Source organism: Microbacterium sp. W1-4-2 (assembly GCF_058349885.2).
In genome coordinates this window covers 1,411,216-1,429,909 of record NZ_JBYRJC020000001.1, presented here as the reverse complement: position 1 = coordinate 1,429,909, position 18,694 = coordinate 1,411,216, and the positions used below count along the sequence as shown (strand labels likewise).

Here is an 18,694-nt window from a genome sequence, read left to right as displayed (position 1 = left end):
TGAAGGAGGAGCACTGTGAGCCAGGACTTCCGACTTCCCGACCTCGGCGAGGGCCTTCCCGAAGCCGAGCTCGTGCAGTGGCTGATCGCCGAGGGTGACACGGTCGCGCTGAACCAGAACATCGCCGAGGTCGAGACGGCCAAGGCCGTCGTCGAGCTGCCCTCGCCATTCGCCGGCACCGTGGGCAAGCTGCACCACGCCGCCGGCGACGTGGTCGAGGTCGGCGAGGTGCTGGTCACGTTCGACATGGGCGACGAGCCCGCGGCTGCCGAGGCGGCAGCGGCTCCCGCGGCCGACGCCGCAGCCTCGACCGCCGAGCCCGAAGAGGAGAAGGCGACGCCCAACCTCGTCGGCTACGGCGCCGCGCCCCGCAAGTCGGCCCGCCCGCAGCGGCGCGCGCGTGTCGCGCGCAGCGGCGGGGCCAGCGCGACAGACACCGCTGTGCTCGAGGCCGCTCCGCACGACGCGATCGTCGAGCAGCCCGTCGAGCGTCCGATCGAGCGTCCGCGCTCGACGCCGCCCGTGCGCAAATACGCGAAGGATCTGGGCATCGACCTGGCGCTCGTCGAGGCGTCGGGCGTCACGGGGCTCATCACGCGTGCCGACGTCGAAGCGTATGCGACACGCGTGGGGGCGACCGCGGTCGAACACCCCGTGGCGGCGGCCGCGGCATCCATCCCGGCGCCGCAACGCGACGGACGCGTCACGCGCACGCCCATCCGCGGAGTGCGCAAGCACACCGCCGAAGCGATGGTGCGCAGCGCCTTCACGGCGCCGCACGTGTCGACGTTCCACACGATCGACGTCACCGAGACGATGCGGCTTGTCGCCTCGCTCAAGGCGGATCGGTCGCTCGAAGGGCACCGCATCGGCGTGATGGCGGTCGCCGCGAAGGCCGTGTGCCTCGCACTCGGGCGCAACCCCAGCTTGAACGCGAAGTGGGATGCCGAGGCCGGCGAGATCGTCGAGCACCACTACGTGAACCTGGGGATCGCCGCGGCCACCGACCGCGGGCTGATCGTGCCGGTGATCCCGGATGCCGACGCGATGACCCTCGTGGAGCTGGCCGACGCGATCACCGAGCTCGCGCAGGTCGCGCGCTCGGGCAAGACGCCGCCGTCGGCGATGATGGGCGGCACGTTCTCGATCACGAACTTCGGCGTGTTCGGCATCGAGGCGGGCACCCCGATCCTCAACCCGGGCGAGGCAGGGATCCTGGGCCTCGGCAGCGTGCAGCGCCGGCCGTGGGAGCACGAGGGCGAGATCGCGCTGCGCGAGGTCATGACCCTGAGCCTGTCGTTCGATCACCGCCTCGTCGACGGTGCCGAGGGCTCGAGGTTCCTCGTCGACGTGGCGAGCGTGCTCGAGCAGCCCGGTCGCGCGATGCTGCTGCGCTGAGACTCGTGGCCCGCAGCGCTACCTCACAGACTTCGGAGGATCGCGCCGACGTCGGATGATTTCGGCGGAAGCGTCCGAACTTCGTTCGATCCTCCGAAGTCTGTGCGGGGTGTGACGGGGGTTGGTGCGCAGTACGCGTAGTGCGAATCGTCCGTGGTCAGTGTGATCCTCCGGCGTCCGTGAGGGGGCTCGGGACCCGCACCTCGGCGCGTCGGGCGAGCCGCGAGGGTCAGGCAGTGAGGGCGGCGCGGGCCTGCTGGGCGAGGATGCCGCGCACGGCCTGCTCGGACGGGGCGACGCGCAGCCCGCGCACGCTGTGCGGCGTCGAATTGATCAAGCCGAACACGGCGTGCGCGCGCACGCGCAGCTCGGCGTCGTCGCGGGCCGGATGGATTCCGCGCAGCACGCCGACCCACGTCTCCACGTACTCTCGCTGGAGGCGCCGCACCCGGTTGCGATCGGCGTCGGCGAGGCTCTCGAGATCGCGGTCCTGCACGCGGATGACGTCGGCGTCGGCCAGCGCGAAGTCGACGTGAAAGCGGATCAGCGCGTCCAGGCGGGCCGCGGCATCCACTTCTTCGGCGACCACGGCCGCACCGCCGTCGCGCAGCCGTTCGCTGACCTCGACGAGGATCGCCGCCAGCAGCGCCTGCTTGCCGGCGAAGTGCCGGTACACGGCCGGGCCGCTCACGCCGACGGCGGCGCCGATGTCTTCGAGGCTCACGCCGGCGAATCCGCGGGCCGCGAACAGCCGGGCCGCCTCGCGGACGATCGCGGCGCGCCGATCGGATTTGGCGCGGCCGCGGTCGGTGGTCGCCGTTGCCATTTCAGTTAATCCTCGCTAACCTGGAATCCCAGTTAATGAAGACTAACAGTCCTGTGCATGGGACGGGAGAGGCGCGATGACCGACCTTGTCACCGAAGCGGACCCGACGACGCAAGCAGCGTTGGCCGCCGCGTTGCGCGAGCGACTCGCGACGGTCGCCCTCGGGGGGCCTGAGCGGTCCCGCGAACGCCACCTCGCGCGCGGCAAACTGCTGCCGCGCGACCGCGTCACGCGGCTGCTCGACGAGGGCAGTCCGTTCATCGAACTGGCGCCCCTGGCGGCTGAAGGTCTCTACGGCGGCGCGGCTCCCGCCGCCGGCGTCATCGCGGGCATCGGTCTCGTTCATGGCCGCCACGTCATGGTGGTCTGCAACGACGCCACGGTCAAGGGCGGCACGTACTACCCGATGACGGTCAAGAAGCACCTGCGTGCGCAGGAGGTGGCGCTGGAGAACCGGCTGCCCTGCGTCTACCTCGTCGACTCGGGCGGCGCGTTCCTGCCGATGCAGGACGAGGTCTTCCCCGACCGCGACCACTTCGGCCGCATCTTCTTCAACCAGGCGCGCCTGTCGGCCGAGGGCATCCCGCAGATCGCCGCCGTCCTCGGCTCGTGCACGGCCGGCGGCGCATACGTGCCGGCGATGAGCGACGAGACCGTGATCGTCCGCGATCAGGGCACGATCTTCCTCGGCGGGCCGCCCCTCGTGAAAGCCGCGATAGGCGAGATCGTCACGGCCGAAGAGCTCGGCGGGGGAGAGCTGCACGCCCGCCGCTCGGGCGTGGTCGATCACCTCGCCGACGACGACGAGCACGCCCTCGAGATCGTGCGTGACATCGTCGCGACCCTTCCGCCGCCGCGAGAACCGGCGTGGGAGGTGCTGCCCGCGCGCGCTCCCGACGCCGATCCGGCGCAGCTGTACGACATCGTGCCGGTCGACGTGAACCAGCCCTATGACGTGCGCGAGGTCATCGCGCGTCTGGTCGACGGCAGCGAGCTGCACGAGTTCAAGAGCGAGTACGGAACGACGCTCGTCACGGGGTTCGCGCGCATCCACGGGCACCCGGTGGGCATCGTCGCGAACAACGGCGTGCTGTTCAGCGAATCGGCGCTGAAGGGCGCCCACTTCATCGAGTTGTGCGACCAGCGCGGCATCCCGCTGCTGTTCCTGCAGAACATCTCCGGCTTCATGGTCGGCAAGGATGCCGAAGCCGGCGGCATCGCGAAGGACGGCGCCAAGATGGTCACGGCGGTGGCCACCACCCGCGTGCCCAAGCTCACGGTCGTCATCGGCGGCTCGTTCGGCGCCGGCAACTATTCGATGTGCGGGCGGGCCTATTCGCCGCGGTTCCTGTGGACCTGGCCGGCCAGTCGCATCTCGGTGATGGGCGGGCCGCAGGCAGCGTCCGTGCTGTCCACGGTCAAGCGCGACCAGTTCGACGCTCGCGGGCAGGAATGGGATGCCGCGGACCAGGCCGCGTTCGAGGCGCCGATCCGTGCGCAGTACGAAGAGCAGGGCAATCCGTACTATGCCACGGCGCGGCTGTGGGACGACGGCATCGTCGACCCCGCCGACACCCGCGATCTGCTCGGGCTCGCGCTCGACGTCGTCTCGCGCTCGCCCCTGCCCGAACCGCGCTTCGGCGTCTTCAGGATGTGATGGTCGCCATGCCCGTGGATCCCCCTGAGCGAGCGAATCGAGACGACGTGTTCGACAAAGTCCTCATCGCCAACCGCGGCGAGATCGCCCGTCGGGTCATCCGCACGCTGCGGCGGCTCGGCATCCTCTCCGTCGCCGTCTACAGCGACGCCGACGCCGGCGCTGCGCACGTGCGCGAGGCCGACGAGGCCGTGCGCATCGGGCCCGCCGAGGCGGCTCGCTCGTACCTCGACATCGACGCGGTGATCGCGGCCGCGCGCGCCACCGGGGCGCAGGCGATACACCCGGGGTACGGCTTCCTGTCCGAGAACCCGGCCTTCGGGCGCGCCTGCGCGGCGGCGGGCATCGTGTTCATCGGCCCCGGCGAACGCGCCCTCGACGTCATGGCCGACAAGATCCGCGCCCGCGACCACGTCGCCGCCTCCGGCGTGCCGATCGTGCCCGGGTTCAGCGCCGCCGGCATGACCGACGCCGAGATCGCCGAGGCCGCCGCCGCGGCGGGACTGCCGCTGCTGATCAAGCCGTCGGCCGGCGGCGGGGGCAAGGGCATGCAGGAGGTGCACGACCTGGCCCAGCTGCCCGATGCGGTCGCCACGGCGCGCCGTGTCGCCAAGGCCGCGTTCGGCGACGACACGCTGCTGTTCGAGCGGCTGATCCAGACCCCGCGCCACATCGAGGTACAGGTGCTCGGCGACGCGCACGGCACCGTCATCCATCTCGGCGAGCGGGAGTGCACCCTCCAGCGACGGCACCAGAAGGTCGTCGAAGAGGCACCGTCGCCGATCATCGACGCCACCACTCGGTCCCGCCTGGGCGATGCGGCCTGCGCGGCTGCGGCATCCGTCGACTACACGGGGGCGGGAACCGTCGAGTTCATCGTCTCGGCTGCACGGCCCGACGAGTTCTTCTTCATGGAGATGAACACACGCCTGCAGGTCGAGCACCCCGTCACCGAGCTGGTCACCGGCATCGACCTGGTCGAGCAGCAGCTGCGCATCGCCGCGGGGGAGCCCCTGGCGCTCGGAGAGGTCGAGCTGCACGGTCATGCGGTCGAGGCGCGCGTGTACGCCGAGAACCCCTCACGCGGGTTCTTGCCGGCCACCGGCGACGTGCTGCTGTGGCAGGCCGCCGACGCCGTTCGGACGGATGCCGCGGTCGAGACCGGCAGCGTCGTGACGGCGGACTACGACCCGATGATCGCGAAGGTCATCGCCCACGCCGCCGATCGCGCCGCCGCGCTCGCGGCCCTCGACACCGCCCTGGCCGACACCGTCCTGCTGGGCGTGGACACGAACATCGACTTCCTGCGCACCCTCATCGCCGACCCTGCCGTGCAGGCGGGCGCCATGGACACCGGGCTCATCGACCGGATGCCCCCGTTCGAGGATCCGACGCCGACGGCTGACGCATTGGATGCCGCAGCCGCAGCGATCTCGTCGCGAGAGGACGCGGCATCCCACCCCCATGCATCGCCGCTGTGGCTGTCGCGATCGGGATGGCGGATGGGCGAGCCGGCCGAGGCCGCGCGGCAGGCGTTCCTGACCGCGGCGGGTGAGATCGTGGCGCCGGATCGGGCGGTGGGCGAACAGTGCGACGGTCAGCCTCGGGTCCTTCCCGCTCACGCTGCGCGCGGCTCCGCTCAGGAGGCCGTCACCGCCACCGCACCCGACGGCACGGTCTGGGTGCACGCCGACGGCGTGACCAGCGCTCTGATCCCGCTGACCCGCCGTGCCGAGGCCGCTCGGCGCCGGGCGCTGCGCGAGCGCGAGGCCGGCGCTGCCGACCCGGACCTGCGCGCCCCCATGCCGGGCGCCGTGATCGCCGTGCACGTCGCACCCGGCGACCGCGTCGCCGCCGGCGCCAAGATCGTCACGATCGAGGCCATGAAGATGGAGCACCCCGTCATCGCGCCCCATGAAGGCGTCGTGACCCTGCAGGCCGCCGTGGGCGACCAGGTCCGCCGCGACCAGGTGCTGGCCCGCGTCGATGCCGACATCACCGAACCCGCGTTGTGAACCCCGAACCAGAGGACACCATGGACACCTACACCACTTACGACGTCAGCGACGACGAGCGCGAGCTCGCAGGCCTCGTGCGCGAGTTCGCCGACACCGTCATCGCTCCCGTCTCGTACGAGGCCGACCGCACGCACACGCTGCCGCTGGACGTCGTCGCGCAGATGGGCGAGATGGGGCTGTTCGGCCTGCCGTTCCCCGAGGAGTACGGCGGGCAGGGCGGCGACTACTTCGCCCTGTGCCTGGCGATCGAGGCCATAGGCCGGGTCGACCAGTCCCTGGCGATCACGCTCGAGGCGGGCGTGAGCCTCGGGGCGAGCCCGGTGTTCCGGTTCGGCACCGAACAGCAGAAGCAGGAGTACCTGCCCGACCTGCTGGCGGGCAAGGCGCTCGCCGGGTTCGGGCTCACCGAGCCGGACGCGGGGTCGGATGCCGGGGCCAGCCGCACGACCGCCCGCCTCGAGGGCGGCGAATGGGTGATCAATGGCGCCAAGCAGTTCATCACGAACTCGGGCACCGGCATCACCCGCTTCGTCACGGTCACCGCCGTCACCGGTGAGCAGGACGGGCGCAAGGAGATCTCGACGATCATCGTCCCGAACGGCACGCCCGGGTTCACGGTCGAGCCGGCCTACGACAAGGTCGGCTGGCGTGCGTCCGACACGCACCCGCTGACGTTCGCCGACGCGCGTGTGCCCGAGGGCAATCTGCTGGGCGAGCGCGGGCGCGGGTTCGCGAACTTCCTGCACATCCTCGACGAGGGACGCATCGCGATCGCCGCCCTGGCGACCGGAGCCGCGGAGGGATGTGTGGATGCCGCAGCCGACTACGTGCAGACGCGCACGGTGTTCGGGCAGCCGCTGTCGAGCAAGCAGGCGATGCAGTTCATGATCGCGCGCATGCACGCCCGTGTGCACACCGCCCGCCTGGCGTGGCACCACGCCGCCCGTCTGCGCGACGCCGGCAAGCCGTTCAAGACCGAGGCGGCGATCGCAAAGATGGTCGCGAGCGACGCCGCGATGGACAACGCCCGCGACGCCACGCAGGTCTTCGGCGGCAACGGCTTCATGAACGAGTATCCCGTGGCGCGGCACTACCGCGACTCGAAGATCCTCGAGGTCGGCGAGGGCACCACCGAGGTGCAGCTGCTGGTCATCGCCCGAGCGCTCGGGCTGGCGTAGCGTGGGCGGCATGACCGAGATCGTGCAGCGCGGGCTGTACTACGAGGAGTGCGAGCTCGGTGCGCGCTACCTGCACCGCCCCGGCCGCACCGTCACGCAGGCCGACAACACGTTGTTCTCGGCGCTGACGATGAACGAGCAGGCGCTCCATCTGGATGCCGCGTATGCGGCCACGCAGCCGTTCGGCAAGCCGCTGATGAACTCCATGTGGACGCTCGCCACGATCGTGGGGATGTCGGTCGGCCCCATCACACAGGGCACGCTGGTCGCGCAGCTCGGCCTCTCCGACATCTCCTTTCCGCATCCACTGTTCGCCGGCGACACGCTGTACGGCGAGACCGAGATCGTCGACAAGCGACTGTCGAAGTCGCGGCCCGGCCAGGGCCTGGTGACGATGGCGCACACGGGACGCAACCAGGACGGCACGGTCGTGGCCACGGCGACGCGGGTGGCGCTCATGTGGTGCCTGCCCGACGGGCCGGCACAGGGGGCGGGCGCATGAGCTTCGCGATGGGCCCGTCGCTGCTGTTCTGCCCGGCCGACCGGCCCGAGCGCTTCGCCAAGGCCGCCGAGCGCGCGGACGCCGTGATCCTGGATCTCGAAGACGCCGTCGCCCCCCACGCCAAGGTCGCCGCGCGCGGCGCGATCATCGAGTCGGGCCTGGACCCCGCCCGCACGATCGTGCGCATCAACGAGATCGGCGGCGAGCACACGGCATCCGATCTGTCCACCGTCCTGCAGAGCGACTACCGCACGATCATGATCGCCAAGGCAGAATCGGCGAAGAAGATCGGCCGGCTCGACCCGCAGCTGCGCGTGGTCGCGCTGTGCGAGACGGCGCGCGGCGTCGAGTCCGCGGGCAAGATCGCCGCGCTCGAGAACGTGGTGGCGCTCATGTGGGGCGCCGAAGACCTCGTCGCCTCGCTCGGCGGAACATCCAGCCGCAAGAAGAACGGCCGCTACCGCGACGTCGCCCGGTATGCCCGCGCGCGGGTGCTCGCGGCTGCGGGGGCCTACGGTAAGGCCGCGATCGATGCCGTACACCTCGACATCGCAGATCTCAAGGGACTCGGGCGCGAGGCGCAGGATGCCGCGGCCAGCGGATTCGCCGCGACAGCGTGCATCCATCCGTCGCAGGTCGCGGCGATCCGCGAGGCGTATCGTCCGGATGCGAAGAGCGTCGCGTGGGCCGAAGCAGTCCTTGCCGCAGCTGCAGGGGAGCGCGGGGTGTTCGCCTTCCAGGGCCGGATGGTCGATGAGCCCGTGCTTCGGCATGCGCGGGCGGTGCTCGCCCGGGTCTGAGCCCGATGGTCCTCGCTTCGCGCGAGGAACAGCGCGCCGGGCGCGCCCGGGCGTCAGCTTGCGGCGGGTGCGAAGTCGGCGTGGCGCGCGGCATCCATCAAGCGAAGCCGCTCACGCTCGTACAGCATCGTGTATCCGCCCCCGTTGGGCAGGTGCGTGCCGGGCAGCGGCAGGTCGCCGTGCGTCGCGTGGCGGACGAGCTCGCGGATGAGCCCGCCGTGCGAGACGACGATGACGGATGCCTCGGCCGGCGCGGTCGCCCGACGCACATCCCGCACGACCTGGCGCACACCGGCGAGCGCCCGGCGGCGCAGCTGCTCGTGGGTTTCGGCGCCGGGGACCTGCGCGGTCGCCCACGGGCCCCAGAGCGCGGCGAACTCCTGATCGGTCTTGCCCTCGGCGTCGCCGTATGCGCGCTCCTGAAGCTGCGGATACAGGTGCGGGGCGTCGAGCCCCAGAGCGGCGGCGATGATCTCGGCCGTCTCGCGTGCCCGGCAGAGGTCGCTCGACACGACGGCGACCGGGCCGTCCAGCTGCCCGCGCAGATCGGCGGCGGCCTCGCGCGCCTGTCGGCGCCCGGTGTCGTTGAGCGGGATGTCGGTCGACCCCTGGATGCGCCGATTCAGGTTCCAGTCGGTCTCGCCATGGCGCACGAAGATGAGGGTCGTCACCCTTCGAGCCTAGCCGCGGTGGCTGGGACGTTCCCTGGGCGGGGCAGGCGGCGGGGGCTTGCGGCGGGTGTGACGCGCGGGTCCGCCGTCCCATGTGGTCGCTTCAGTGCTGGGGAGCGGCACGACGGGATGGCAATTCGACCGGATCCCTGCAAATGCATTCTCGCGCGATCGGGCCCCGGATACGTTGGTCGAGATTGCGCAAACTGCGCGCTCCGCTCACTGGGGCGCGCCGTTTGAGCAATCTCGACTGGCGCGGTGGCTGTGGGCGCGGTCCACGACTGGCGCGGTGGCTCGTGGGCACGCGCCACGCTGCTATCGCTGCGGACGTCGTCCGCGTGGTCGCTTCGGCGGCCGGCGAGCGGCATGACGGGACCTTCCGTACCAGGTCCCCGATCACGCGAAACGAGGTGAGGGCTGGTCGTCGGTCGCGGCATTCTGCGCGGGTGCTTCGGGATGCCGGATCCCGGCCACCTGTGGATAACTTCGCGGGCTGATCCCGCGAAGTCGGTACGGTGGGCGGGTGACTCTTCGTCGGCGAACCCAAGTGGCGGTGGCGCTGTGCGCTCTTGTGGCGGGTGCGGTACTGGCCGGTTGCGCTCCGCAGGCAGAGCCGACCCCGACACCGTCGCCGCGTTTCACGAGCGAGAAGCAGGCCTATGCCGCTGCGGAGCAGACCTATCGCAACTACGTGGACGCGTTGAACCGCGTCGATCTGAGCGACCCGTCCACCTTTGAGGATGTCTATAGGTGGGCGACAGGCCAGGCGCTCGGCGACGACAAGAAGAACTTCAGCCGCTATCACGCCGAGCGCGCGACCGTCGAAGGGCAGTCCATCATCGCCCTTCTGAAACCCGGGTCACACGCTGCTGACTATGCCACGATCGAGATGGATGGATGTCTCGACGTGTCGTCGGTCATGGTGCGCGATCAAGACGGAAGATCGCTCGTGAGTCCAGATCGAGTCCCGGTTCAGTCAATCTCCATTGTCCTCGAGCGATCGGCACATTCCCCGACCAATTTGCTCGTCGCCGCGCTTCGAGGACGGACGGTCGGTCCAACATGCTGATCGCAGTGGTGGTCATGTCGTTGACCATTGGCCTGAGCAGCACCTCACTCGCACCTGCAGCTGCGCCTGGCGGCGAAGGTGGCGATGACGTAGGCGGCAGTTCTGCGTGGGTCACTTCAACGACCGGCGGTGTGGAGGTTGCGGGATCCAAGACGGTCGGTCAAAGAACTCATGATGACGACGGAGTTGGGAAAGTGCGCGACCTCGGCGATCGACGTCCCGCCGCCGGCTCAGAGAACCTGAATGTCACCACACCGCCGCCCCCACCCGCGCCGCCCATCCCCTTGACGGCGGTGGACTGCGAGGCGCCGGATGTGGCGTGTCAGGCGAACGACAAGCCGAAGCCCCCGAAGCCCAAGGTGAAGGGGCGGACGATTCCGGCGGTGACGGTGACGGATCTGGTCTCGTTCCGCCCGGCGGCGCCGGCGCTGGTCAGTGAGCCGGACGGGATCGGCGTGGTCGGACTGCCGACGAATCTGGTCGCGACCGCCCGCACCCAGACGCTGCACGGGGAGCTCTTCGACTTCCCGGTCGCGGTACGGTTCACACCCGACCATTACACATTCGCCTACGGCGACGGCACGACCCGCACCTCCAGCCGGGCGGGGACGACGTGGGCGCGGTCGCATGATCCGCAGTTCACGCCGACGGACACCAGCCACGCATACCGGGAGCGGGGCACGTTCACCGCGTCGGTGACCGTCGCATACGTCCCGGCGGTCGACTTCGGCGATGGGGTGTGGCGGCCGGTCCCGGGGTTCGTGTCCTCGACCAGCGCGGGGCAGCGCATCCGGGTCTACGAGGCCCACACCGCCCTGGTCGCCCGTACCTGCATCGAAGATCCCACCGGACCCGGCTGCTGACCGCGACACCCGCTCACGCCAGGGGCGGCAGCCGTTCGGCGAGCTCCACGAGAACCTCGCTCGTTCCCGCTTCGAGCTTGACCGTCGCGCGCCCGTCGGCACGGGTCTCGCCGCGATTGACGATCACGATCGGCAGGTTGCGCCGCTGCGCGCGCTGCACGAGCCGCATCCCAGAGTTCACCACGAGCGAGGACCCCGCCACCAGCAGCGCGTCCGCGGCGGCGAGCAGCTGCTCGGCGGCGGCGAACCTGCCGACGGGGACGACCTCACCGAAGAAGACCACGTCGGGCTTCAGCATCCCACCGCACACGGTGCACACCGGCAGCGTGAAGCCCTCGATCGACTCCGGGCGCACGTCGCCGTCGGGCAGCAGCACGGCGTCGGGCGAGGCGACGAGCCACGGGTTGTCGTCCTCGATTCGTTCCGCGAGTCCGCGCCGGTCGAACACCTGGCCGCAGTGCAGGCAGACCGCCTGACGCGACGTGCCGTGCAGCTCGACCACCCGACCCGACCCCGCCTGCAGGTGCAGCCCGTCGACGTTCTGCGTCGTCATCCCGTTGGTGACTCCCGCCCGCTCGAGGCTCACCAGTGCGCGATGTCCCGCGTTCGGCTCCGCGGCCGAGAACCGCAGCCAGCCGAGGTGGCTGCCGACCCAATAGCGCCGGCGTGCCTCGTCGCTCGCCAGGAACTGCTGCACGGTCATCGGCTTGCGCACGGGCGCACCCTCGCCACGGTAGTCCGGGATGCCGGAGTCCGTGGAGATCCCCGCACCGGTGAGAACGGCGATGCGACGCCCCTCGAGTGCCCGGACGGCGTCGTCGATCGTCGTGGTCATATCGGTTCTTCCCCCGACGCCCAGGCTAGTGCGCGTTTGGGCCTCGTGCGGTGGCGCGGCATCCTGGATCCGTGCACGTGATCCCGCTCGCCGATCCCGCCGACCCCCGCCTCGCCGACTACCGCGACCTCACCGACGTCGCGCTGCGCCGCAAGCTCGAACCCGTCGGTGGGCTCTACATGGCCGAGTCGGGGAAGGTGCTCGCCCGGGCCCTGGCGGCGGGTCACGTGCCGCGATCGGTGCTGCTGCAGGAGAAGTGGATGCCGGAGGCCGAGCAGCTGCTCTCGTCGCACCCCGACGTGCCGGTGTACGTCGTTCCCGCCGAGGTGGCCGAACAGGTCACCGGCTATGCCGTGCACCGCGGGCTGCTCGCAGCGATGCACCGGCCCGCCATGCCCGCGCTCGCCGACGTCGTGGCGGGGGCGCGTCGCGTGCTGGTGCTCGAGGACATCGTGGACCACACCAACGTGGGAGCGATGTTCCGAGGTGCTGCGGGCATCGGCGCCGACGCGGTGCTGGTCGGCCCTCGCTGTGCGGACCCGCTGTACCGGCGGAGCGTGCGAGTGAGCATGGGCACGGTGTTCCAGGTGCCATGGACCCGGCTGCCGGAGTGGCCGGCGGCCGGCGACCTGCTGCACGAGGCGGGCTTCCACATCGCGGCGCTCGCCCTGGCGGACGCCGCGGTGCCCCTGGACGTCTTCGCCGCCGACCCGCCCGAGCGGGTCGCACTCATGCTCGGCGCCGAGGGCGACGGACTCAGCCGCCGCGCTCTGGCCGGCGCCGACACGGTGGTGACGATCCCGATGCGCGGCGGCGTCGACTCGCTCAACGTCGCCGCGGCCGCCGCCGTCGCGATGTGGGCGCTGCGGGTCTAGACCTGCTCGCCGCGGTGGGCCGCGGCATCCTTCCCCGGCGCCAGGTTCTTCACCGGCAGCGGTTCGGGGCGTTTGGCCGTGACGTGGTCGCCCGACGACTGATGGCGAAGGCGTCGCAGCACCCACGGCACCAGATACTCCCGCGCCCACACCAGGTCTTCGCTGCGCGCCTCGCGCCACGGGCGCAACGGCAGCGGGTCGGGGTGCATCGGCTCGAGATCGTTGGGCACGTTCAGCGCGCGCAGCACCATGCGCGCGATCTCGTGGTGGCCGAGCGGGTTGTAGTGCAGCCGGTCGTCGGCGAAGAACCGCGAGTCCTGCACGACCTTCAGCGACCACTGGTCGGCCACGATGCAGTCGAACTCCTCGGCGATCGTGCGCACGTTCTCGTTGTATATCGCGATCTTTCCGCGAATGGGCCGGAACACCGAGCTGAAGTTCGTGTCGATGCCGGTGAAGACCACGACCGTCGCGCCCGTGCTCGAAAGCCGGGCGACGGCGTCGTGGAACAGCTCGGCGACCGCATCGGGATCGGATCCCGGCCGGATCACGTCGTTGCCGCCGGCCGAGAACGTGATGAGGTCGGGCTTGAGTGCCAGCGCCGGCTCGACCTGGTCGTCGACGATCTGCCGGATGAGCTTTCCGCGCACGGCGAGATTCGCGTACGCGAAGTCGCCGACCTGCATCGAGAGCACTTCGGCGACCCGGTCGGCCCAGCCGCGGAACACGTCGGGCTCGGTCGGGGACGGATCGCCCACCCCCTCGGTGAACGAGTCGCCCAGGGCGACGTAACGCCGCCACGGGTGCGGCTCGGCGTTGGCGATGAACGGTGTGCGGTGATCGTCGGCGGCGGGCATCGGCATCCTTCCGGTTCGTGACCGATCCCCAGACTAATCGCGAACCACGACACCGGCGTCGCGAGCGGGGTCGGCAGTGTCGCCTAAGCTGGATCGTCGTCGCGCGAGCAGGAAGGAGACCGGGTGGAGGAGCACGCCTCACTGGGCAGCTTCGCCGCCGAACATCTGTCGCCGACCTACCCGCAGCGGGCCCCGTGGGGCACCGCCCAGCGGCTGCGCGCCTGGCAGGCCGAGGCGCTCGACCTGTATTTCTCGCTCGACGGGCCCGACGGCGTGGGCAAGGGGCCCCGCGACTTCCTCGCGGCGGCGACGCCGGGCGCCGGCAAGACCACGTTCGCGCTGCGTCTGGCCAGCGAGCTGATGCGCCGCGCCGTCGTGGACCGCATCGTCGTCGTGGCGCCCACAGAGCACCTCAAGACGCAGTGGGCGGATGCCGCGGCCCGCGTGTCGATCCGGCTCGATCCCGCGTTCAGCAACCGACACTCCGTGCCGTCCCGGCAGTACCACGGCGTCGCGGTGACCTATGCCCAGGTCGCCGTCAAGTCGTCGGTGCACGAACGGCTGATCCTCGACAAGCGCACGCTCGTGATCCTCGACGAGGTGCACCACGGCGGCGACGCCCTGAGCTGGGGCGACGCGCTGCGTGACGCCTACCGGCGTGCCACGCGGCGGCTGTCGCTGTCGGGCACGCCGTTCCGCAGCGACACCGCGCCGATCCCGTTCGTGGAGTACCACCCCGATCACAACGGCATCCGGATCTCGCGCACCGATTACGCGTACGGCTACCGTCGCGCGCTCGAAGACGGCGTCGTGCGGCCCGTGATCTTCATGGTCTACGCCGGGCAGATGCGCTGGCGCACCAAAGCCGGCGACGAGATGGAGGCCCAGCTCGGCCAGGACAACACGAAGGACATCACCGCACAGGCCTGGCGCACGGCGCTCGACCCCGAGGGCGACTGGATCCCCGCCGTGCTGCGCAGCGCCGACCGGCGCCTGACAGAGGTGCGCGAGCAGATCCCCGACGCCGGCGGGCTCGTGATCGCCACCGACCAGACGGCCGCCCGCGCGTACGCGGCGATCCTGCAGCAGATCACCGGCGAGGCGCCGGCCGTGGTGCTCTCGGACGAGGCCGAGGCCTCGGGGCGCATCGAGGCGTTCTCGAAGGACACCAGCCGGTGGATGGTGGCCGTGCGCATGGTGTCGGAAGGGGTCGACGTGCCGCGCCTGGCCGTCGGCGTGTACGCCACGAGCGCATCCACGCCGCTGTTCTTCGCGCAGGCCATCGGCCGGTTCGTGCGCGCGCGGCGGCGCGGCGAGACCGCGAGCGTGTTCCTGCCGAACGTGCCGCAGCTGCTCGCCCTGGCGAACGAGCTCGAGCGGCAGCGCGATCACGCGCTGGACCGCGAGGGCGACGGCGACGAGTGGAACGCCGAAGAAGACCTCATGGACGCCGCCGAGCGCGAAGACAAGGCGTCCGATGCGCTCACCGAGGAGTTCACCTACCAGGCGCTCGGCTCGCTCGCCCACTTCGATCGCGTGCTGTACGACGGCAAGGAGTTCGGTCAGCTCGCCACCCCCGGCACGCCCGAGGAGGAGGAGTTCCTCGGCATTCCGGGACTGCTCGAGCCCGAGCACGTGCACGAGCTGCTCATGCAGCGCCAGGCGCGGCAGACCCGTCGCCGGCACGAGCGAGAGGCGCGCGAGCCGCGGGCGCACGGTGCGGGGGAGCCGGGTGGGATGGATGCCGCACCCCAGGCGCTGCATCGCACGCTCAAGGAGCAGCGGCAGCTGCTGAACAGCCTGGTCGGTCTCTATGCGCGGCAGTCGGGCGAGCCGCACTCCTCGGTGCATGCCGAGCTGCGCCGGGTGTGCGGGGGGCCGGCCGTCGCGCAGGCGACGGTGACCCAGCTGCAGAAGCGCATCGAGGTGCTGCGCCGACGCGTGCATTCATAAGTCGTTCGCGTCGGGCAGACGACGGCACCGACGTACTCGTAGACTCGCGCCGTGGCCACGGCGTATTCGTTCGTCTCGCGGTGGCGGACCCCCGCGCCGCCCGCGCGCTGCTGGGCCGAGCTGGAACGGCTCGTGGGCGACGGCGGCGCGGCGTGGTGGCCGGGCGTGCGGATTCAGCGGGCGGCTGCGGCATCCATCACCGCACTCAGGGCGGGCGACGAGCTGCGGCTCACGGTGCGCAGCCCGCTGGGCTACCGGCTGCGAACGCGGCTGGTCGTCACGGTCGTCGTGCCCGAAGAGCGGATCGAGGCCACCGGCGGCGGCGACCTCTGCGGCACCGGCTCGATGCGGCTGAGCGCCGACGGCGCCGGCACGCGCATCGACATCCGGTGGGACGTCGTGACCACCCGCCGCTGGATGAACGTCACCGCACCGGTGCTGCGCCCGGTGTTCGCCGCCGCACACGCCCGTGTCATGGCCCGCGGCGAGCGCGGCCTGCGCCGCGTCGTCGCCTCGGGCTGACCGACCGCTCCGCGCGCCCGGGCTCTTCCCGCGAGGGTACAGCTCCGGGGCGAGGGTACGGCCGGATCCCGTACCTTCGCCGACCAGCTGAACCTTCGCGGCCTGGGGCGGACGAGAGCGCGCCGGTATGGGCTGGGAGGGCAGGGGAGGGGTGGGATGCCGGGGGCTTCGGAGGTCCGAAATGCTGGCAATTCCGCAGACCGGCGGGGTGCGGCATCCACCTCCGGATAGCCTCGAAAGGTTGTCGAGACCAGGAGAGACCGTGACCGCAGATCCCACCGCACGCGAACGCCGCCGATGGGCGCAGTACCTCGTGAACGAGCGGGCCGAGGCGCGCGTCTACCGCGAGCTCGCCGAGCGGAAGACGGGAGAGGAGCGCGAGATCCTGCGCGCGCTGGCCGAGGCCGAGGGCCGGCACGAGGCGCACTGGCTGAACCTGCTCGGCGGCGAGCCGTCCACCGTGCCCGCGGCCTCGAGGCGCACGCGGCTGCTCGGCTGGATGGCCAAGCACTTCGGATCGATCTTCGTGCTCGCGCTCGCGCAGAACGCCGAAGGGCGCTCGCCGTACGACAAGGACCCGCACGCAACACCCACGATGGCCGCCGATGAGAAGGTGCACGAAGAGGTCGTGCGCGGCCTTGCCGCCCGCGGCAGGCGTCGTCTGTCGGGCGGATTCCGTGCGGCGGTGTTCGGTACGAACGACGGACTGGTCTCGAACCTCGCCCTGGTCATGGGCATCGGCGCGACCGGCGTCGGCGCGCAGTTCGTGCTCTTCAGCGGCATCGCGGGCCTGCTCGCGGGTGCCCTGTCGATGGGCGCCGGCGAGTACGTCTCGGTGCGCTCGCAGCGCGAGCTGCTCGAGGCGACCGAGCCGACGGAGCTCGGTTCCGGCATCCTTCCCGACCTCGACCTCGACGCGAACGAACTCGCGCTGGTCTACCGCAGCCGGGGGATGGATGCCGAGGCCGCCCTGAAGCGTGCACGGCGGGTGCTGCAGCGCTCCCGCGCGGCGGATGCCGTGCCGACGGCGACCGGGCCGGTGGCGGCGGGCGATGCGCACGAGGTCGTCGGCGGGGCGTGGCGCGCGGCGATGTACAGCTTCCTGTGCTTCGCGTCGGGCGCCGTGATCCCGGTGCTGCCGTGGATCCTGGGGCTGTCGGGCCTCGCGGCGATCGTGGTGGCGCTGGTGCTGGTCGGCGTCGCACTCATGGCGACAGGCGCCATGGTCGGGCTGCTCTCGGGCGCGCCGCCGCTGCGCCGTGCGCTGCGCCAGTTGATCATCGGCTTCGGCGCCGCGGCGGTGACCTACGGGCTGGGCCTTATCTTCGACGTGACGCTCCGCTGATCCCCTCACCGGATCAGGTGCGGCGCATCCTCTTGCCCAGGGGAGCCGTCGACGTCGCGCCGTTGCCCGGCCCGGCGCCGACCCCTGTCAGGCGTGGCAGAGTGGTGCGGTGACGATCTATCTGGACCACGCGGCCACCACGCCGATGCGCGCCGAGGCGCGTGACGCGTGGCTGGATGCCGCGTCCCGGGTGGGCAATGCGTCGTCGATCCATCGCGCCGGGCAGGACGCCCGTCGACTGCTCGAGGAGTCGCGCGAGCGCGTCGCGGCGGTGCTCGGCTGCGACCCGATCGAGGTCGTGTTCACGTCAGGCGGCACCGAGTCGATCAACGCCGCCCTGAAGGGGATGTGGTGGTCGCGTGCGCCGGAGGCGGATGCCGTTGTCCTGCCGGACGGCGAGCACCACGCGACCCTCGACACGGTCGAGTGGCTGCACACGCGCGAAGGCGCCGCCGTGCGGCCCGTGCGCCTCGATCCGATCGGGCGCATCGCGGTGGATGCGTTCGCGGCCGCACTGGCAGGCGACGGCGTGCCGCCTGCGGCGCTGGCGACGGCGCTCGTGGCCAACAACGAGGTCGGCACCGTGAACGACGCGGCCGGGCTGTCGGCGGCCGCAGCGGCGGCGGGCGTGCCGCTGCACCTGGATGCGGTGGCGGCGCTCGGGCACGTGCCGGTCTCGTTCCGGTCGTGGCGTGACTCTGCGCGCGGCCCTTTGGGACTGTGCGCCCTGAGCGCGTCGGCGCACAAGATCGGCGGACCCGTCGGAGTCGGCGCGCTTGTCGTCTCGCGGGCCGCGGCCCCCACTCCGCTCCTGCAGGGCGGCGGGCAGCAGCGCGCGCTGCGGCCCGGCACGCAGGACGTCGCGGGCGCCGCGGCATTCGCGGTGGCGGCCGAGCTGGCCGAGGCCGAGCGTCAGAGCGAGGCCGATCGTCTGGCGGGGCTGCGGGATCGGCTGGTGCGCGGCATCCTCGACTCGGTTCCCGAGACCGAGCTGCTCGGCGACCCGCGGCAGCGCCTGCCGGGCAACGCGCATGTGCTGTTCTCGGGGGCGCTCGGCGAGACGCTGCTGTTCCTGCTCGACGAGGCCGGCGTGTGCGTCTCGACGGGATCGGCCTGCCAGGCGGGGATCCCCGAGCCCTCGCACGTCGTCATGGCGATGGGGCGGACGGATGCCGAAGCCCGTCAGGTGCTGCGCTTCACGCTGGGCCGCACCACCGTCGAGGCCGACGTCGACGGCGCCCTGGCCGCGCTGCCGGCGGCGGTCGACCGCGCCCGTGCCGCCGCCCGGCGCTGAGTCCGGAACGCGGCGGCGTTCCGGCACGGCC

The 18,694-nt window shown here is 71.4% G+C and carries 17 protein-coding genes; 13 read left to right on the top strand and 4 right to left on the bottom strand.

Going from position 1 to position 18,694, the window contains the following annotated elements; translation table 11 throughout:
- Window positions 1-15: 15 nt before the first annotated feature.
- A complete protein-coding gene (locus AC3RX0_RS06655; RefSeq protein ID WP_491505125.1) occupies window positions 16-1,398 on the top strand; it encodes a dihydrolipoamide acetyltransferase family protein in 1,383 nt (460 codons plus the stop codon).
- Window positions 1,399-1,627: 229 nt separating this feature from the next.
- Here the strand turns inward: AC3RX0_RS06655 and AC3RX0_RS06650 are convergent, their stop codons facing one another.
- Window positions 1,628-2,224, bottom strand: coding sequence for an SACE_7040 family transcriptional regulator (locus AC3RX0_RS06650; protein WP_491505124.1), 597 nt, complete (start codon window positions 2,222-2,224; stop codon window positions 1,628-1,630).
- 76 nt (window positions 2,225-2,300) lie between these two features.
- Here AC3RX0_RS06650 and AC3RX0_RS06645 point away from each other — a divergent pair, with 76 nt between their 5' ends.
- The 5 genes from AC3RX0_RS06645 to AC3RX0_RS06625 are packed head-to-tail and all read left to right on the top strand — an operon-like array spanning window position 2,301 to window position 8,379.
- Window positions 2,301-3,881, top strand: a complete 1,581-nt coding sequence (locus AC3RX0_RS06645; protein WP_491505123.1) for a carboxyl transferase domain-containing protein — start codon at window positions 2,301-2,303, stop codon at window positions 3,879-3,881.
- Window positions 3,882-3,889: 8 nt separating this feature from the next.
- The gene (locus tag AC3RX0_RS06640; protein WP_491505399.1) at window positions 3,890-5,896 is read left to right on the top strand and encodes an acetyl/propionyl/methylcrotonyl-CoA carboxylase subunit alpha; all 2,007 of its coding nucleotides are present in this window, start codon (window positions 3,890-3,892) and stop codon (window positions 5,894-5,896) included.
- 20 nt (window positions 5,897-5,916) lie between these two features.
- Complete coding sequence (locus tag AC3RX0_RS06635) at window positions 5,917-7,077, top strand: acyl-CoA dehydrogenase family protein (RefSeq protein ID WP_491505122.1); 1,161 nt, start codon at window positions 5,917-5,919, stop codon at window positions 7,075-7,077.
- 10 nt (window positions 7,078-7,087) lie between these two features.
- Window positions 7,088-7,579, top strand: a complete 492-nt coding sequence (locus tag AC3RX0_RS06630) for a MaoC family dehydratase (protein ID WP_491505121.1) — start codon at window positions 7,088-7,090, stop codon at window positions 7,577-7,579.
- Entirely contained in the window at window positions 7,576-8,379 is an 804-nt protein-coding gene (locus AC3RX0_RS06625) for an HpcH/HpaI aldolase/citrate lyase family protein (protein ID WP_491505120.1), read from the top strand. The genes AC3RX0_RS06630 and AC3RX0_RS06625 overlap by 4 nt, the downstream gene beginning before the upstream one ends.
- 53 nt (window positions 8,380-8,432) lie before the next feature.
- On the opposite strand, the gene AC3RX0_RS06620 is transcribed toward AC3RX0_RS06625, so the two are convergent.
- Window positions 8,433-9,050 (bottom strand): histidine phosphatase family protein, encoded by a 618-nt coding sequence (locus AC3RX0_RS06620; RefSeq protein WP_491505119.1) that lies wholly within the window; start codon window positions 9,048-9,050, stop codon window positions 8,433-8,435.
- A gap of 523 nt (window positions 9,051-9,573) precedes the next feature.
- On the opposite strand from AC3RX0_RS06620, the gene AC3RX0_RS06615 reads away from it, so the two are divergent.
- Both AC3RX0_RS06615 and AC3RX0_RS06610 read left to right on the top strand, forming a co-directional pair.
- The gene (locus tag AC3RX0_RS06615; RefSeq protein ID WP_498165898.1) at window positions 9,574-10,119 is read left to right on the top strand and encodes a hypothetical protein; all 546 of its coding nucleotides are present in this window, start codon (window positions 9,574-9,576) and stop codon (window positions 10,117-10,119) included.
- Window positions 10,113-10,982 (top strand): hypothetical protein, encoded by an 870-nt coding sequence (locus AC3RX0_RS06610; RefSeq protein WP_498165895.1) that lies wholly within the window; start codon window positions 10,113-10,115, stop codon window positions 10,980-10,982. The genes AC3RX0_RS06615 and AC3RX0_RS06610 overlap by 7 nt, the downstream gene beginning before the upstream one ends.
- A 13-nt stretch (window positions 10,983-10,995) precedes the next feature.
- On the opposite strand, the gene AC3RX0_RS06605 is transcribed toward AC3RX0_RS06610, so the two are convergent.
- Window positions 10,996-11,817, bottom strand: a complete 822-nt coding sequence (locus AC3RX0_RS06605; protein ID WP_491505116.1) for a Sir2 family NAD-dependent protein deacetylase — start codon at window positions 11,815-11,817, stop codon at window positions 10,996-10,998.
- Window positions 11,818-11,888: 71 nt separating this feature from the next.
- Between AC3RX0_RS06605 and AC3RX0_RS06600 the strand changes: the two genes are divergently transcribed.
- Window positions 11,889-12,692, top strand: a complete 804-nt coding sequence (locus tag AC3RX0_RS06600; protein ID WP_491505115.1) for a TrmH family RNA methyltransferase — start codon at window positions 11,889-11,891, stop codon at window positions 12,690-12,692.
- Here AC3RX0_RS06600 and AC3RX0_RS06595 read toward each other — a convergent pair.
- Window positions 12,689-13,549: an SGNH/GDSL hydrolase family protein gene (locus AC3RX0_RS06595; protein WP_491505114.1), complete on the bottom strand. Its 861-nt coding sequence runs from the start codon at window positions 13,547-13,549 to the stop codon at window positions 12,689-12,691. The two genes, AC3RX0_RS06600 and AC3RX0_RS06595, sit on opposite strands and share 4 nt — an antisense overlap.
- A 123-nt stretch (window positions 13,550-13,672) precedes the next feature.
- Between AC3RX0_RS06595 and AC3RX0_RS06590 the strand changes: the two genes are divergently transcribed.
- The 4 genes from AC3RX0_RS06590 (at window position 13,673) to AC3RX0_RS06575 (ending at window position 18,663) form a co-directional block, all read left to right on the top strand.
- Entirely contained in the window at window positions 13,673-15,502 is a 1,830-nt protein-coding gene (locus AC3RX0_RS06590; RefSeq protein WP_491505113.1) for a DEAD/DEAH box helicase, read from the top strand.
- Between the two features lie 51 nt (window positions 15,503-15,553).
- Window positions 15,554-16,024, top strand: coding sequence for an SRPBCC family protein (locus AC3RX0_RS06585; protein WP_491505112.1), 471 nt, complete (start codon window positions 15,554-15,556; stop codon window positions 16,022-16,024).
- A 262-nt stretch (window positions 16,025-16,286) separates the two neighbouring features.
- On the top strand, window positions 16,287-17,369 hold the full coding sequence (locus AC3RX0_RS06580; protein ID WP_491505111.1) for a VIT1/CCC1 transporter family protein: 1,083 nt from the start codon (window positions 16,287-16,289) through the stop codon (window positions 17,367-17,369).
- 109 nt (window positions 17,370-17,478) lie between these two features.
- Window positions 17,479-18,663, top strand: coding sequence for a cysteine desulfurase family protein (locus AC3RX0_RS06575; RefSeq protein WP_491505110.1), 1,185 nt, complete (start codon window positions 17,479-17,481; stop codon window positions 18,661-18,663).
- Window positions 18,664-18,694 lie beyond the last annotated feature (31 nt).

What these genes read in the sequence shown, in the direction of transcription:
- AC3RX0_RS06625 (WP_491505120.1), top strand. Translation starts at nt 7,576, where the DNA reads ATGAGCTTCGCGATGGGCCCGTCGCTGCTGTTCTGCCCGGCCGACCGG.
- AC3RX0_RS06645 (WP_491505123.1), top strand. Translation starts at nt 2,301, where the DNA reads ATGACCGACCTTGTCACCGAAGCGGACCCGACGACGCAAGCAGCGTTG.
- AC3RX0_RS06605 (WP_491505116.1), bottom strand. Translation starts at nt 11,817, where the DNA reads ATGACCACGACGATCGACGACGCCGTCCGGGCACTCGAGGGGCGTCGC.
- AC3RX0_RS06640 (WP_491505399.1), top strand. Translation starts at nt 3,890, where the DNA reads ATGCCCGTGGATCCCCCTGAGCGAGCGAATCGAGACGACGTGTTCGAC.
- AC3RX0_RS06630 (WP_491505121.1), top strand. Translation starts at nt 7,088, where the DNA reads ATGACCGAGATCGTGCAGCGCGGGCTGTACTACGAGGAGTGCGAGCTC.
- AC3RX0_RS06635 (WP_491505122.1), top strand. Translation starts at nt 5,917, where the DNA reads ATGGACACCTACACCACTTACGACGTCAGCGACGACGAGCGCGAGCTC.
- AC3RX0_RS06650 (WP_491505124.1), bottom strand. Translation starts at nt 2,224, where the DNA reads ATGGCAACGGCGACCACCGACCGCGGCCGCGCCAAATCCGATCGGCGC.
- AC3RX0_RS06595 (WP_491505114.1), bottom strand. Translation starts at nt 13,549, where the DNA reads ATGCCCGCCGCCGACGATCACCGCACACCGTTCATCGCCAACGCCGAG.
- AC3RX0_RS06610 (WP_498165895.1), top strand. Translation starts at nt 10,113, where the DNA reads ATGCTGATCGCAGTGGTGGTCATGTCGTTGACCATTGGCCTGAGCAGC.